The organism is Rhizobium sp. TAL182, from assembly GCF_002117725.1.
GTDB lineage: Bacteria > Pseudomonadota > Alphaproteobacteria > Rhizobiales > Rhizobiaceae > Rhizobium > Rhizobium esperanzae.
The window spans coordinates 452206-466101 of the sequence record NZ_CP021024.1 but is presented as its reverse complement, the minus strand read 5'-3'; the positions used below and the strand labels follow the sequence as shown (position 1 = coordinate 466101).

Below are 13896 nucleotides of genomic sequence, written 5' to 3'. Positions count from 1 at the left end.
TGAACCATTGCATACTCCTTCCCCGCCCCGGCGGGGAAGGAGATACGCGTTGCAATCGAGACGCTGCGCTCGGCCCCCTACTCGCGATGTTCGTAGAAATCCTGGACGATCTTCCACGCGGCGTCGGCCGTATCAACGAAGCTGATCAGCTTGACATCGTCGGGCGCGATCGTGCCGAATTCGGCCAAGGCTTCGAAATTGATGATGCTGCGCCAGAAGGCTTCCCCGAAAAGGATCAGCGGCAGACGTTCCATGCGGCCGGTCTGGATCAGCGTCAGGCATTCGAAGAATTCGTCGAGCGTTCCGAAGCCGCCGGGAAAGACCGCGATCGCCTTGGCGCGCACCATGAAATGCATCTTGCGAATGGCGAAATAGTGGAAGTTGAAGCTGAGCTCCGGCGTCACATAGGTGTTCGGAGCCTGTTCGTGCGGCAGCACGATGTTGAGACCGATCGACGGCGCGCCCTCATCGGCTGCGCCGCGATTGCCCGCCTCCATGACGCCGGGGCCGCCGCCGGTGACGATGACATATTCCTGAAAGTCGAAGCCCGCCGAATATTTCGAGCAGAGACGGGCAAATTTGCGCGCCTCGTCATAATAGACGGAGGCCGCCTCCAGATTGGCGCGCTGGATCTCGTTGCGCGCCGCCCAGGCGCTCTGGCCGGGGGCGGGAATGCGGGCGCCGCCGAACATGACGACGGTCGAGCGGATGCCGCGTTCGGTCAGCATCATCTCGGTCTTCAAGAGTTCCAGCTGCAGCCGGATCGGCCGCAATTCCTCGCGGCAGAGGAAATCCTCGTCGACATAGGCTAGGCGATAGGCCGGCGATAACGTCTGCGGCGTCTTCGGCACGGCCTCGGCGCGCTGCCTGTCGGTCGAGCTGCTCTTCAACGGGTCCCATACGCCATCCTTGCGCCGCGAACCGCCGTTTCGTCCCTTCGCCATGTCGAAATGCCTTTCAGTATTGCCGTCCGTGAAACCGGATATGTCGCTATAACGCCTTGAATCCAGGTATGATCTTGTTCGAAAAATCATTCCGTTCTACGGGTGCATGCTGTAGAGCAGGACAAACCCACGCCGATCGCATGTCCGGAGACTCCGCCGTCTCCACGATAAAGATCGAAGTTTAAGGAATTCTCATGAGCGCCACCGACCTCGCATCCCTGGAAAAGACCATCGAAGCCGCCTTCGACAATCGCGACAATGTGAACATGTCGACGAAGGGCGAGGTCCGTGATGCGGTCGAAGCGGCGCTCGATCTGCTCGATTCCGGCAAAGCCCGCGTGGCGACCCGCGGCGCCGACGGCGCCTGGACGGTCAATCAGTGGCTGAAGAAGGCGGTGCTCTTGTCCTTCCGCCTCAACGACATGGAAGTGGTCAAGGGCGGCTCCGGCAATTCCACCTGGTGGGACAAGGTTCCCTCGAAATTCGAGAACTGGGGCGAGAACCAGTTCCGCGCCGCGGGTTTCCGCGCCGTTCCCAACTGCGTCGTGCGCCGCTCGGCCTATATCGCGCCGAACGCCATCCTCATGCCCTCCTTCGTCAATCTCGGCGCCTATGTCGGCGAAGGCACGATGGTCGACACCTGGGCGACGGTCGGTTCCTGCGCGCAGATCGGCAAACATGTGCATCTGTCCGGCGGCGTCGGCATCGGCGGCGTGCTGGAGCCGATGCAGGCCGGCCCGACGATCATCGAGGACAATTGCTTCATCGGCGCCCGTTCCGAAGTGGTCGAGGGCTGCATCATCCGTGAAGGCTCCGTGCTCGGCATGGGTGTTTACATCGGCAAGTCGACCAAGATCGTCGACCGCGCCACCGGCGAGGTGATGTACGGCGAAGTGCCGCCCTATTCCGTCGTCGTCGCCGGCTCGATGGCCTCGGCCAATGCGACGATGGCAAACGGCCAGCCGGCGCCGCACCTCTACTGCGCCGTCATCGTCAAGCGCGTCGACGAACAGACCCGTTCGAAGACCGGCATCAACGAGCTGCTCAGAGATTGATGACACCGGGGCATTGATCCGGTAAACAGGCGACGTCTCTTTGAGCGAGGCGGCCTCGCCTTGCCATGTCTTTGCCATTCCCGCCGGATAGTTCGACCGCCATGACCGCTACCGATCCCGTCGCCAATCTGCAGACGCTGATTCGCTGCCCCTCCGTCACACCAGCCGAAGGCGGCGCGCTGACGGCGCTGGAAGCGATGCTTACACCGCTCGGCTTCAAAGTCGACAAAGTGAGAGCGAGCGAAGAGGGAACACCCGATATCGAGAACCTCTATGCCCGCCTCGGCGGCGAGGGTCCGCACTTGATGTTTGCCGGCCATACCGATGTCGTGCCGGTTGGCGATGAAGCCGCCTGGACGCACCCGCCTTTTGCCGCGGAGATATCAAAGGGCGAGCTCTTCGGACGCGGCGCCGTCGACATGAAGGGCGGCATCGCCTGTTTCGTCGCCGCCGTCGCCCGTCATATCGAAAAAAACGGGCCGCCGGCCGGCTCGATCTCTTTCCTCATCACCGGCGACGAAGAAGGCCCGGCGATCAACGGCACGATCAAACTGCTGCAATGGGCGGCGGAGCGAGGCGAACGCTGGGACGCCTGCCTTGTGGGAGAACCGACCAATCCGGACCGGCTCGGCGACATGATCAAGATCGGCCGGCGCGGCTCGCTGTCAGGCAGGATCATCGTACACGGGGTTCAGGGCCATGCCGCCTACCCGCACCTCGCCGACAATCCGGTGCGCGGCGTGCTGCAACTGACGCAGGCGCTGATGGATCCGCCCTTCGACGGTGGCACCGACGATTTCCAGCCGTCGAACCTCGAAGTGACGACGGTCGATGTCGGCAATCCGGCCACCAACGTCATTCCGGCCAAGGCATCGGCAAGCTTCAACATCCGCTTCAACGACAGCTGGACCGTCGACACGCTGCGTGCGGAAATCCTGCGGCGGCTCGAGGCCGCTGCCGGCAACGGCCAGCTGCGGCCGGGCCGGGAGCCGGTGAAATACGATATCGTCTGGGCCGACCGGCCGAGCCATGTCTTCCTGACCCGCAACAACGCCCTGATCGCCTCGCTGTCTTCGGCCATCGAGAGCGCGATCGGCCGCTCGCCGAAGCTTTCGACCACGGGCGGCACGTCGGACGCCCGCTTCATCAAGGATTATTGTCCGGTCGTCGAGTTCGGCCTGGTCGGTCAGACGATGCACATGGTCGACGAGCGTGTCGCCGTTGCCGATCTGGAGACGCTGACGGCGATCTACGAAACCTTCATCGACCGCTGGTTCGCTCATGCCGGGTCTTAGGGAAGTCCAGTATTATCTGGCCGGCCTCTGGCTGCTGATCCGGATGGATCCGCGCGGCTTCCGCTTCCTCGATCTATCGGAGCGCGGCGTCAACCGCTCGTTCTGGGCGATGGCCTGGTGCCTGCCGCCGATGGGCATTTCCTGGCTCTGGTGGCGACAGGCCTTCCTGCGGTCGATGCCGCCCGAGGCCGATGTCGATCTTGCCTTCTACATCAGGCTCGCCCTCGTCGAGGTCGCCAACTGGTTCGTGCCGCTGGTCTTTGCCGGGCTGCTGCTGCTTGCCTTCCGCATGGGCGAGCGCTTCGCCCCCGTCGTCGTCAGCGTCAACTGGCTCGGCGTGCCGCTCTCCTATATCAACGGTCTGCTATTGGCGCTGGTGTTCTTCCTGCCCAGCACCGTCGGCCTCGTCTCGCTGCTGCTGCTCGCCTTCATGCTGGCGCAGATCTTCGCCCTGGCCCGCATTCTCAGGATGATCTGCCACGATCACGCGCTGATGGTCGGGGCGCTGACGCTGGTGCTGCTCGTGCCATCGATGATCCTTTCGGAATATCTGCAGCACTTCCTCGGCATCTACCCGGCCTGACCCGCGGTATCGCATGAGCATCAGAGATCGTCGTCGTTTTCGTCGGCGGGCCTGCGGCGGTCAGTGATCACCTCGGGATAATCCACCTGCAGGAAATAGAGCCCTTCGGGCGGCGCCACCGGGCCGCAGGCCTTGCGGTCCTGCGCCTCGAGCGCTGCCTGCACATCTCCAGGGGTCCATTTGCCTTCGCCGGCAAGCTTCAGCGTGCCGGCGAAGGAACGGATCTGGTTGTGGAGGAAGCTCTGCGCCGTGGCGCGGATCTCGATCAATTCGCCGTTTCGCGTCACGTCAAGACGGTCGAGCGTGCGCACCGGGCTGTTCGCCTGGCAATGGGCGGAGCGGAAAGTGGAGAAATCATGCCGCCCGACCAGCCTCTGGGCGGCGGCGTGCATGACCTCGTGATCGAGCGTCTTCGGCACCCACCAGGCCTTGCCGGCTTCGAGCGCCAGCGGTGCCCGGCGGCTGACGATGCGGTAGAGATAATGGCGCCGCAGTGCGGAAAAGCGGGCATCGAAAAAATCGGGAACCGCCTCGACGTCGAGAATGGAGACACGCTCGCCGGCAAGCCTCAGATGCGCGTTCAGGGCATTTTGCAGCTTGTAGGGCGACCAGTCCTTGGAAAGGTCGGCATGGATCACCTGTCCCATGGCGTGAACGCCGGAATCGGTGCGACCGGCGCCGCGGATCGACACTGTCTCGCCGGTCAGCGACAACACCGCCGCCTCGATCGCCCCCTGCACCGAGGGGCCGTTCTCCTGCCGCTGCCAGCCGACATAGGGGCCGCCGTCATATTCGACAGTCATGCGGAAACGCGGCATCAGGAAAGCCTCGTGCCGGCGGCAAGCGGCGTACCGCGGAGGAAATCCGCTGCGGTCAGCGGCTTACCGCCGGCCTTCTGCAGCCGTGTCAGCCGCACGGCGCCGGAAGCACAGGCGATGACGAGATCGTCGGTCAGCAGCTGCCCGGCAGCGCCCTGCCCCTCGGCCAGTTCGGATCCCAGTACCTTGACCCGCTCCGGCCTGCCGCCGATCTCAAGCTCGAACCAGGCGCCGGGAAATGGCGCCAGGCCGCGGATATGGTTGTGCACATCACTGGCATTTCTTGCAAAATCGATGCGCGTCTCGGCCTTGTCGATCTTGGCGGCGTACAGCACGCCCTCCTCCCGCTGCGGCGTCAGCGGCAGGTCGTTCATCTCGAGCTTCACCATGGCTTCCGCCATCGCCTTGGCGCCGACCTTCATCAGCCGGTCGTGCAGTTCGCCAGCCGTCATGTTCGGGCCAATCTCGACTTCGCGGGTCAGCGCGACAGCGCCGGTGTCGAGCCCCTTGTCCATCTTCATCACCATCATGCCGGTCTTTTCGTCACCCGCCATGATCGCCCGCTGGATGGGCGCAGCACCGCGCCAGCGCGGCAGCAGTGAGGCATGACCGTTGTAGCAGCCCTCGCGGGTGCCGTTCAAAATCGCTTCCGGCAGCAACAGCCCATAGGCGACAACGACGCCGACATCGGCCTTGAAGGCGGCAAACCTCTCACGCTCCCGCGCATCCTTGAAATTGACCGGCGTGAAGACCGGCAGACCAAGCAGTTCGGCCGCCTGATGCACCGGCGATTTCTGCAGATCGAGCCCGCGCCGGCCGCCCGGCCGCGGCGGCTGCGTATAGACGGCGACGATCCTGTGGCCGGCATCAACGAGCAGGCGCAGGGTCGGAACCGAGAACTCCGGGGTTCCCATGAAGATAATGCTAAGAGACATTTTATCTCGCCAATTGAGGATCAGCCGTCTTCAAACGGGTTTACGAGCTTGAGATCAAGCCCCTCGAAATCTCGGATGTTGCGGGTGGCGAGCGTGGCGCCGTTTGCAAGGCAGATGGCGGCGATCATCGCGTCCTGGACCGAAATCGGCCGCCCTAGGCTTTCGCGCTTTGCCCGCAGGCGGCCGGTTGCCATGGCCGCTTGCAAATCCCAACCGACGATACGGTCACGGAATTGGCCTTTCACCAAATTCTCGATGGCACGAAAGAAGCGATCCGATCCCGTCTTCAGGCGAACTCTTTCGGCCCCATAAATCTGCTCCATCAAGCCGACGGTGCAAAGCCAGATTCTCGCGCTGTCCTGCCGCAACATCCAGGCTTTCACCTGTTCATTCGGCAACGACCTGGCGAATTCGGAAACCACATTGGTATCAAGTACGATCATTCAAGGTCCTCGAACGGCCGGCCAAAGTCCTTTTTACGCGCGGCCTCGATTTCTCCCATGATCGCAACGAATTCGTCGTCTACTGCGTCTTCTCTTTCGAAAGCGGCGCGTATGGCGGCATAGGCCGACCCGGTTTCGGGCTTTGCTGCGTTTTTTCTTTGAAGCGCCTCCCGCAAAAGCTCCTTGGCCTCGTCGGAAAGACTGTTTCCGCTCCGCTGCGCCGCTTCCGCAATGTCTCGCTTCATTGCTTCGGAGATATTTCTAATCAGAAAATCACCCATGCGGCACCTCCATCATGATATCGGTGATATCATAGGGCTTCGCTGGCGCATTTTCAATGCAACGCTCAGAGCGCCTTCGATTTCGCCGCCTTGGTGAACTTCTTGATCACCATCTCCCGCTTCAGCCGCGAGATGTGGTCGATGAAGAGCACGCCGTTCAGGTGGTCGATCTCGTGCTGCAGGCAGGTGGCGAGCAGCCCATCGGCTTCCACCATCTGTTCCTTGCCGTTGCGATCGAGATATTTGACCGAGACGGCAGCCGGGCGCTCGACCTCGGCATAATAGTCAGGAATCGACAGGCAACCTTCCTCATAGACCGAGCGCTCGTCGGAGGATTTGACGATCTCGGGATTGATGAAGACCTGCGGCTGCTTTTCCTCGCCCTCGCGGGAGACGTCGATAACCAGCATGCGGCGCGGCACGCCGATCTGGATTGCAGCAAGGCCGATGCCCGGCGCGTCGTACATGGTTTCCAGCATATCGTCGGCAAGGCGCTGCAGGTCGGTATCCACACGCTCTATCGGCTTGGAGAGCTGACGGAGAACGGGGTCGGGAAGGATGATGAGTGGCTTGATGGTCATGGGCGTTCCCATAACCCATCTTTTCCCGCTATGGAATTATCCGACGAGCGGCGAAGACGCTTTTTTGCATCCCCGCCCGCATTTTCGCCATAGAGCCTTCCCTGGCCAGATTGCAGCATTCTGCCGGAGCAGGTTTTCGTCGGGGCAAAGGCGATTGGCGACCGGCATACCCCAAGGTACGTCCGAGCCGATCGCCTTTGATCCTGGCTAGAGATGCCCGGCCCACCGGCCGCACCGCTTCGCCGTGGCGAAGCGATAAGTGCGTCCGGCGATTCCAAAGTCTTGCAGATTTGCCAGGCAAATCTGCGGGAGGGTTGGCTGAAACGGGCCGGCTGATCGACCGGCCGGCTTGGCCGTAGAGCCGGGCTACGACGCGCGCCCGCCGGTCGACCATCCGACTCCGTTTGAGCCAACAGAATGCTGCAATCTGACCAGGGAAGGCTCTATTCGAGTCAGGCCGCCCGGCGAGCGGTGATGGCAGCATGGCCTTCCGGCCGGGCGCGGAAGCGGCGCAGCAGCTCGATCAGCTGGTCCACCTCGTCCTTGAGGCGGCCGGTTTCCGCCGAGGTGCGCTCGACCATGCCGGAATTCTGCTGGGTGATCTCGCCCATGCTGCGGATCGCCACACTGACCTCGTTGACGCCGGTCGCCTGATCGCGGGCGGCAGCGGCGATATCGGCGACGAAGCGGTTGATGATGTCGATGCGGCCGATCATGTCGTTCAGCGCCTCGCCGGTGCTGGAGACGATGCCGACACCCTCATTGACCTGGGTCGAGCTCTGCGAGATCAGGTTCTTGATCTCCTTGGCGGCTTCGGCCGTGCGCTGGGCCAGCTGGCGCACTTCCTGGGCGACGACGGCAAAACCCTTACCGGCATCGCCGGCGCGCGCTGCCTCGACGCCGGCGTTCAGCGCCAGCAGATTGGTCTGGAAGGCGATCTCGTCGATGACGCCGATGATCTTGGAAATCTCCGTCGAGGATTTTTCGATGCCGGCCATCGCCGAGACGGCGCTGGTGACGAGTTCACCCGAATTCTTCGCCTTCTGCTGCGTCTCGCGTACGGCGTCCGAAGCCTTCTCGGCATTGGCGGCGGTCTGGCCGACGCTGACGGAAAGCTGCTGCAGGGCCGCCGAGCTTTCCTCGACGCCGGCCGCCTGCTGGGCAGTGCGCAACGCCAGGTCATTGGTCGCATTGGAGATGACGTCGGCGCCGTTCATGATATGGCCCGACGTGTCGCGCACCGATGCGAAGGACTGGCGAAGAGCCTTGACGGCACGATTGTAATCCTCGGCCATCTGTCGGAAATTGCCCGGCAGGTCGGATGGCAGGGTGGCCTCGAGATCCCCGCTCGACAGCGCCTCCAGACCGCGGCGCAGCTGCTCCAGCGCCATCGTCTGATCAGCCTCGGCTTGGGCGCGCTGCTCTTCCAGAGCCTGACGCTTGGCTTCAAGCGTCTCGAGATAGACCGAGATGGAATAATCCATGTCGAGCATGCCCGCCTTGATGACCGCCGACAGCTTCTCGGCGAGCAGTTTACCCTGCTGGCGCGCGAAGACCGACGGCCACTGCTTCTCCATGATGCCCTTGACGAGTTCGGACATGACGAGGGCATAGCCGCCGACATACCAGCGCGGCTCCAGCCCGATGCGGGCATGGGTGCGGCCGATCGCGGTCACGCCATCGACATAGCTCTCGTCGTAGGCGCCGCTGGCGAGATTGGCCCAATGATCCTGCTGGCGCTTCTTGGCATGGCCGACATGGTTCTTATCGGCAAAGAAGCCCGAGACGGCGGGGGTCTTGGCGATCTTGGCGTAGAATTTATCGAGGGCGCCGCCGATCAGCTCTGTAATGACAGGGCGCAGATCCCGCATCGACTTGCGCGCCGCCTCGTCCAGTTCGATGAAATCGAGGCGCTGCCTGAGGGCATTGTCGGTCTGCTGGGATGTCATGGAAATCTCTGTATTTGGCGCGACGCGCGGGAGGGAATTTCTACCATGCAGGTTTTGGCGAATATGGTTGAGCAATCGTTAAGTCGCGCTGCGATTTCTCTTCCATGAGCGGAAGCGCGCTCGCGAAGATAGTGAGTATGGCCAATTTCGTTCACGTTTTGATCTTCATATCGCCGTTTCTTCTGTTATGGTTGCGGGATGACCGTCCATTCCGAATCGCTCGCCCTTTCGCTTGCCTCGATCAGCCCGGCCATGCTGGCGCTTGCCGGCGGGCTTCTCGCGGCCCTCGTCGTCCTGGTTATCGTCCTTTTCCTGCGCGCCGGCAGCCTTCGCCGCGAACAGGCGGAGGAAGCGGAGCTGCGCGCCAGGGAAGGCGAGGCGCGCATGGCCGAGCTTTTGAAGATCCAGGCGGAGATGCAGGGCCGCATCACGGCCATGGCCGAGGTTTTCGGCGCGCGTCAGAGCGAGCTCAACCAGGCAATCAGCCAGCGTCTCGACGGCATGTCACAGCGCGTCAGCTCGACGATCACCGAACAGACGAAATCGACGCATGAGAATCTGCAGCGGCTGCAGGAGCGGCTGGCGGTCATCGATGCGGCGCAGAACAATATCCAGACGCTCGCCAAGGACGTCGTCGGACTGCAGGCGATTCTCTCGAACAAGCAGACGCGCGGCGCCTTCGGCCAGTCGCGGATGGAGACGATCGTCGCGGACGGCCTGCCGATGGGCGCTTATGCCTTCCAGCAGACGCTTTCGAACGGCTCGCGGCCGGATTGCACGATCCACATGCCGAACGGCGCGCCGCCGCTCGTCATCGATGCGAAGTTCCCGCTCGAAGCCTGGAACGCCATCCGCGACGCCGGCAGCCCCGAGGCCGCCAAGATCGCCGGCCAGCAGTTCCGCCGCGACATGGAGATCCATATCCGGGATATTTCGGAGAAATATCTGATTCAGGGGGAAACCCAGGAGACGGCCTTTCTCTTCGTGCCGTCAGAATCGATTTTCGCGGAGATCCACGAGAACTTCGAGGCCCTGGTGCAGAAGGCGCACCGGGCGCGCATCGTCATCGTCTCGCCATCACTGCTGATGCTGTCGATCCAGGTCATCCAGGCGGTGCTGAAGGACCAGCGCATGCGGGCGCAGGCGCATCTGATCCAGGGCGAGGTGGCGTTGCTGATGGACGATCTCAGCCGCCTCGACGAGCGGGTGCGCAAGCTGCAGGGCCATTTCGCCCTGGCGCAGAAAGATATCGACATGGTGGTCACGTCGGCCGACAAGCTCACCAGGCGCGGCGCCAAGATCGAGGCGCTGGAATTCGAGGCAGGCGGCGACGCCAAGCCCGCCCGCCGCGACGAGACTCCGGCCAAATCCGTGGAAAGCCGTACCGGCCTTCTCAAGCTTCGGGTGGTTGACGAGGAGTGATCGCTTCGGGCAGTGTCTCGCCCCATGAAATAGCAGGAGCATGATGTCATTCGCATGCTCCAAAAGACGGGACAGCCTGATGATCACAGTTTTCGGATCCATCAACATGGATCTCATCGCCACGACCGAGCGACTGCCAAAGCCCGGCGAGACGGTGGCCGGCAACGGTTTTGCCACGGCCGCCGGCGGCAAGGGCGCCAACCAGGCGCTGGCAGCCCGTCGCGCCGGCCGCTATGTGCACATGGCCGGCGCCGTCGGCAAGGATGCTTTTGCCGCCGATGCTCTCGCCCTGCTCGATGAGGCCGGAACCGACCTCTCCCTCGTCAAGCATGTCGACGGCCCCACAGGCACGGCGCTGATCCTCGTCGGCGGCGACGGCGAGAACATGATCGCCGTGGTTCCGGGCGCCAACGGCTTGGTCACGCCTGCGGATGCGGAAATCGCGATCGGCCGCATGAACGAAGGCGACATGCTGATGTTGCAGCTCGAGGTGCCTGTCGCGGCCGTCGAACGCGCGCTCTCGGCCGCGCGCGCCCAGGGCATCACCAGCATCCTCAACCTCGCCCCCTTGATCCCCGATGCACCGCGTCTCGGTCGCCTGGCCGATATCGTCATTGCCAATGAGACCGAGTTCGAGCGGCTCGCCGGACAGAACGGCATGGACACGCAAGAGCGCGAGGCAGCGCTTGTCCGCCTGCATCAGGAGACCGGCCAGACGCTGATCGTGACGCTAGGCGGTGACGGCGTCATCGCCATCCGCGACGGGGTCATTTCACGGGCGCAAGGGTTGGCGATCGATCCTGTCGACACGGTCGGAGCGGGAGACACCTTCTGCGGCTATTTCGCCGCCAGCCTCGATGACGGCGTGGATTTTCCGACGGCGCTGCGCCGCGCGGCGGTCGCCGGTTCACTCGCATGCCTCAAATCAGGCGCGCAACCGTCGATTCCTTTGAGCGAGGAAGTCGCAGACAGAATATAGGCTGGCCTCCTTGCGAAAGGTGGCCGGACCTCCCTTCGATTTTGAGGGGATTTCTGCGGCTTTCCTCATATAAACCCCTAAAGTTTCACTCAAATTTAAGAGGTCTCCGGCGATCTTCCCAGTGATCGCCGGGTCTTCGCGCTTGCGGATCCGCGGCTCATGCGGCTGCTCCATGACGGAGCCATGCCTTCGCTCCTGTGCCGAAGAATGCCCCTTCGGCGCATCCTTGCCCGAGGACCCCATGTTCATCTTTCGCATGAAATCGCTTGCGGCGAAGCTTATCGTCATCACCGGCATCGCCATCGCGCTTGTTCTCATCGTTTCGAATTTCTTCCTCATCGGCCAGACCCGGGATCGCGTCCAGACGCTGACGATGGATCAGGCCAACCTCGAAGCAAAATCGATCGCCAATGAAATCGCCGCCAATGTCGGCGAGCTCGCCAGTGCCGCGCGCAGCATGATGGGCGTCCTCGGCCGCGCCCACGACGGCAAGTCGCTCGATCGCAAGGGCATGATCAACGTGCTGAAGGCCAATCTCGAACAGAACGCCTTTGCCTTCGGCAGCTGGTTCTGCGAGCAGCTCGGCGCGCTCGACGGCAAGACCACCGAGATCGCCAACAATAATGACGAAGGCACGAACAAGAACGGCGCGTTCACGCCCTATTGGTCGAAGACCAAGGACGGTAGCATTCAATACTCCACCTTCGACAATGACTATACCGCCGAATGGTGGAAGCTTGCTGCCGACAGCGGCAAGGGCGCGATCACAACCCCCTATCTCGCCCAGGGAACAGATGTACCGACGCTGCTGACATCAATTGCCTATCCCGTCATAGCGGGCGGCAAGATGATCGGTGTCGGCGGTGTCGACATCTCGCTGAAGTCGCTGACCGACAAGCTGCAGGCGCTGCTTCCCTTCGGCTCGGGGCGCGTGACGCTGCTGTCGCAGGCCGGCAACTGGATCGTCGCGCCGATCCCCGACCTGATGACGAAACAATATGACGGCGAAGGCGCCGACGTCGTCAAGGCGGCGCTGTCGAACAAGCAGCCCGGCCTTGTCAGGAATCTCACTTATGACGGCCTCGACCCCTTCGACCGCGTCGTCTATCCGTTCGAAGTCCCCGGCGTCAACGCCACCTGGGTCGTGCTTGTCGATGTCCCGCACACGGCGATCAACGCGCCGGTGCAGGACCAGACCTACATGATGATCGCCACCGGCCTGATCGTGCTCGGTGCGGTGATGCTCGCGCTCTATTTCGCCGTCCGCTCGCTCGTACAGCGGCCGCTCGGCAGCCTTGTCGCTAGCGTCAAAACGCTCAGCGACGGCGAATATGCCGAACCCATCGCTGCCCAGGACCGTACCGACGAAGTCGGTTCGGTCGCCAAGGCGCTCGAAGGCTTCCGCTTCAAACTCGCCGACTCCAGGCGACTCGAAGACGAGGCCACCCACCAGCGACAGGCCGCCGAGACCGAGCGCAGCCGTTCGGAATCGGAACGGCAACAATCGGTGTCGCTGCAGCGTCATATCGTCTCGATCGTCGGCGCCGGCCTTTCCGAACTGTCCCAGGGCAATCTGGGTCACCGCATCACCGAGGAATTCCCCGGCGAATACGGCAAACTGAAGCAGGACTTCAACGCCGCGCTTGCGAGCCTCGAAGAGACCATCAACACGATGAATCTCAGCGTCGTCAATATCGGCGCCGGCACCGGCGAGATCAGCAACAGCGCTTCCGACCTCGCCAAACGCACCGAGCAGCAGGCGGCAAGCCTGGAAGAGACGGCGGCAGCGCTCAATGAGCTTACCGCCCAGGTCGATTCCAGTGCCGAGAATGCCCGCACGGCTGCCGACAACGTCAACCTCGCCTGCCAGGATGCCGAGAAATCAGGCGAAGTGGTGCAGAAAGCCATCGCCTCTATGCATGGGATCGAGCAGTCTTCGACGGAGGTTTCGCGGATTATCGGCGTCATCGACGAAATCGCCTTCCAGACGAACCTGCTGGCGCTGAATGCCGGCGTCGAAGCGGCCCGCGCCGGCGAAGCCGGCAAGGGTTTTGCCGTCGTCGCCCAGGAAGTGCGTGAACTCGCGCAGCGTTCGGCCAATGCTGCCAAGGAGATCAAGACGCTGATCAACACGTCGGCCGTCCAGGTCAAGGAAGGCGTCGATCTCGTCGGGCGCGCCGGCGGCACGCTGCACAAGATCGCCGAACAGGTGATGGGCATCAACAGCCTCATCCGGCAGATCTCGGCATCGGCGAGCGAACAGGCGGTCGGGCTGAAGGAAATCAACCAGGCCATGAACCAGATGGATCAGGTGACGCAGCAGAATGCGGCGATGGTGGAGGAAGCGACCGCCGCCAGCGTGGCGCTCAACGACGAGGCGCAGACGCTGAAGGCGCTCGCCACGCGCTTCAGCGTCTCCGGCTCCGCCAACGCGACTGCACTCGCCTCCGTGGCAAGGCAGATGCGTGCGCCGGCTGCAGCCCACTCGCATTTCGCGGCCGCTCCCGCGGTCCGCCACGCCCCGGCGACCCGCCGCACCACGCCTCAATCGCATGGCTCGGCTGCCGTGGCTCGGGATAACTGGGAAGAGTTCTGACCGTTCAGCCCTGCA

13 protein-coding genes are annotated in these 13896 nt (G+C 62.9%); 6 read left to right on the top strand and 7 right to left on the bottom strand.

Annotated elements, in window-relative coordinates; translation table 11 throughout:
* Positions 1–77: 77 nt before the first annotated feature.
* Complete coding sequence (locus Tal182_RS02350) at positions 78–944, bottom strand: LOG family protein (protein ID WP_064800474.1); 867 nt, start codon at positions 942–944, stop codon at positions 78–80.
* Between the two features lie 194 nt (positions 945–1138).
* Between Tal182_RS02350 and dapD the strand changes: the two genes are divergently transcribed.
* From dapD to Tal182_RS02335, 3 genes are all read left to right on the top strand, one after another.
* Positions 1139–1999: a 2,3,4,5-tetrahydropyridine-2,6-dicarboxylate N-succinyltransferase gene (gene dapD / locus Tal182_RS02345; RefSeq protein WP_064800473.1), complete on the top strand. Its 861-nt coding sequence runs from the start codon at positions 1139–1141 to the stop codon at positions 1997–1999.
* A 101-nt stretch (positions 2000–2100) separates the two neighbouring features.
* The gene (gene dapE / locus Tal182_RS02340) at positions 2101–3294 is read left to right on the top strand and encodes a succinyl-diaminopimelate desuccinylase (protein ID WP_085857942.1); all 1194 of its coding nucleotides are present in this window, start codon (positions 2101–2103) and stop codon (positions 3292–3294) included.
* Positions 3281–3877 carry a hypothetical protein gene (locus Tal182_RS02335; RefSeq protein ID WP_085857941.1) on the top strand — a complete coding sequence of 199 codons (597 nt, stop codon included), beginning with the start codon at positions 3281–3283 and terminating at the stop codon, positions 3875–3877. The genes dapE and Tal182_RS02335 overlap by 14 nt, the downstream gene beginning before the upstream one ends.
* A gap of 20 nt (positions 3878–3897) precedes the next feature.
* Here the strand turns inward: Tal182_RS02335 and truA are convergent, their stop codons facing one another.
* The 6 genes from truA to Tal182_RS02300 form a co-directional block, all read right to left on the bottom strand.
* Entirely contained in the window at positions 3898–4695 is a 798-nt protein-coding gene (truA, locus tag Tal182_RS02330; RefSeq protein WP_085857940.1) for a tRNA pseudouridine(38-40) synthase TruA, read from the bottom strand.
* Complete coding sequence (gene fmt, locus Tal182_RS02325; protein WP_085857939.1) at positions 4695–5630, bottom strand: methionyl-tRNA formyltransferase; 936 nt, start codon at positions 5628–5630, stop codon at positions 4695–4697. Before fmt ends, truA begins: the two co-directional genes overlap by 1 nt.
* A 20-nt stretch (positions 5631–5650) precedes the next feature.
* Positions 5651–6073 (bottom strand): type II toxin-antitoxin system VapC family toxin, encoded by a 423-nt coding sequence (locus tag Tal182_RS02320; RefSeq protein WP_085857938.1) that lies wholly within the window; start codon positions 6071–6073, stop codon positions 5651–5653.
* Positions 6070–6354, bottom strand: a complete 285-nt coding sequence (locus tag Tal182_RS02315; RefSeq protein ID WP_085857937.1) for a plasmid stabilization protein — start codon at positions 6352–6354, stop codon at positions 6070–6072. Before Tal182_RS02315 ends, Tal182_RS02320 begins: the two co-directional genes overlap by 4 nt.
* 65 nt (positions 6355–6419) lie before the next feature.
* Positions 6420–6935 carry a peptide deformylase gene (gene def / locus Tal182_RS02310; RefSeq protein WP_085860776.1) on the bottom strand — a complete coding sequence of 172 codons (516 nt, stop codon included), beginning with the start codon at positions 6933–6935 and terminating at the stop codon, positions 6420–6422.
* 452 nt (positions 6936–7387) lie between these two features.
* Complete coding sequence (locus tag Tal182_RS02300) at positions 7388–8884, bottom strand: globin-coupled sensor protein (RefSeq protein ID WP_085857936.1); 1497 nt, start codon at positions 8882–8884, stop codon at positions 7388–7390.
* A 198-nt stretch (positions 8885–9082) separates the two neighbouring features.
* Between Tal182_RS02300 and Tal182_RS02295 the strand changes: the two genes are divergently transcribed.
* From Tal182_RS02295 to Tal182_RS02285, 3 genes are all read left to right on the top strand, one after another.
* Entirely contained in the window at positions 9083–10306 is a 1224-nt protein-coding gene (locus Tal182_RS02295; protein ID WP_085857935.1) for a DNA recombination protein RmuC, read from the top strand.
* A 79-nt stretch (positions 10307–10385) separates the two neighbouring features.
* On the top strand, positions 10386–11285 hold the full coding sequence (locus Tal182_RS02290) for a ribokinase (protein WP_085860775.1): 900 nt from the start codon (positions 10386–10388) through the stop codon (positions 11283–11285).
* Between the two features lie 241 nt (positions 11286–11526).
* A complete protein-coding gene (locus Tal182_RS02285) occupies positions 11527–13881 on the top strand; it encodes a methyl-accepting chemotaxis protein (RefSeq protein ID WP_085857934.1) in 2355 nt (784 codons plus the stop codon).
* Positions 13882–13896 lie beyond the last annotated feature (15 nt).

What these genes read in the sequence shown, in the direction of transcription:
- Tal182_RS02350 (WP_064800474.1), bottom strand. Translation starts at nt 944, where the DNA reads ATGGCGAAGGGACGAAACGGCGGTTCGCGGCGCAAGGATGGCGTATGG.
- dapD (WP_064800473.1), top strand. Translation starts at nt 1,139, where the DNA reads ATGAGCGCCACCGACCTCGCATCCCTGGAAAAGACCATCGAAGCCGCC.
- dapE (WP_085857942.1), top strand. Translation starts at nt 2,101, where the DNA reads ATGACCGCTACCGATCCCGTCGCCAATCTGCAGACGCTGATTCGCTGC.
- Tal182_RS02335 (WP_085857941.1), top strand. Translation starts at nt 3,281, where the DNA reads ATGCCGGGTCTTAGGGAAGTCCAGTATTATCTGGCCGGCCTCTGGCTG.
- truA (WP_085857940.1), bottom strand. Translation starts at nt 4,695, where the DNA reads ATGCCGCGTTTCCGCATGACTGTCGAATATGACGGCGGCCCCTATGTC.
- fmt (WP_085857939.1), bottom strand. Translation starts at nt 5,630, where the DNA reads ATGTCTCTTAGCATTATCTTCATGGGAACCCCGGAGTTCTCGGTTCCG.
- Tal182_RS02320 (WP_085857938.1), bottom strand. Translation starts at nt 6,073, where the DNA reads ATGATCGTACTTGATACCAATGTGGTTTCCGAATTCGCCAGGTCGTTG.
- Tal182_RS02315 (WP_085857937.1), bottom strand. Translation starts at nt 6,354, where the DNA reads ATGGGTGATTTTCTGATTAGAAATATCTCCGAAGCAATGAAGCGAGAC.
- def (WP_085860776.1), bottom strand. Translation starts at nt 6,935, where the DNA reads ATGACCATCAAGCCACTCATCATCCTTCCCGACCCCGTTCTCCGTCAG.
- Tal182_RS02300 (WP_085857936.1), bottom strand. Translation starts at nt 8,884, where the DNA reads ATGACATCCCAGCAGACCGACAATGCCCTCAGGCAGCGCCTCGATTTC.
- Tal182_RS02295 (WP_085857935.1), top strand. Translation starts at nt 9,083, where the DNA reads ATGACCGTCCATTCCGAATCGCTCGCCCTTTCGCTTGCCTCGATCAGC.
- Tal182_RS02290 (WP_085860775.1), top strand. Translation starts at nt 10,386, where the DNA reads ATGATCACAGTTTTCGGATCCATCAACATGGATCTCATCGCCACGACC.
- Tal182_RS02285 (WP_085857934.1), top strand. Translation starts at nt 11,527, where the DNA reads ATGTTCATCTTTCGCATGAAATCGCTTGCGGCGAAGCTTATCGTCATC.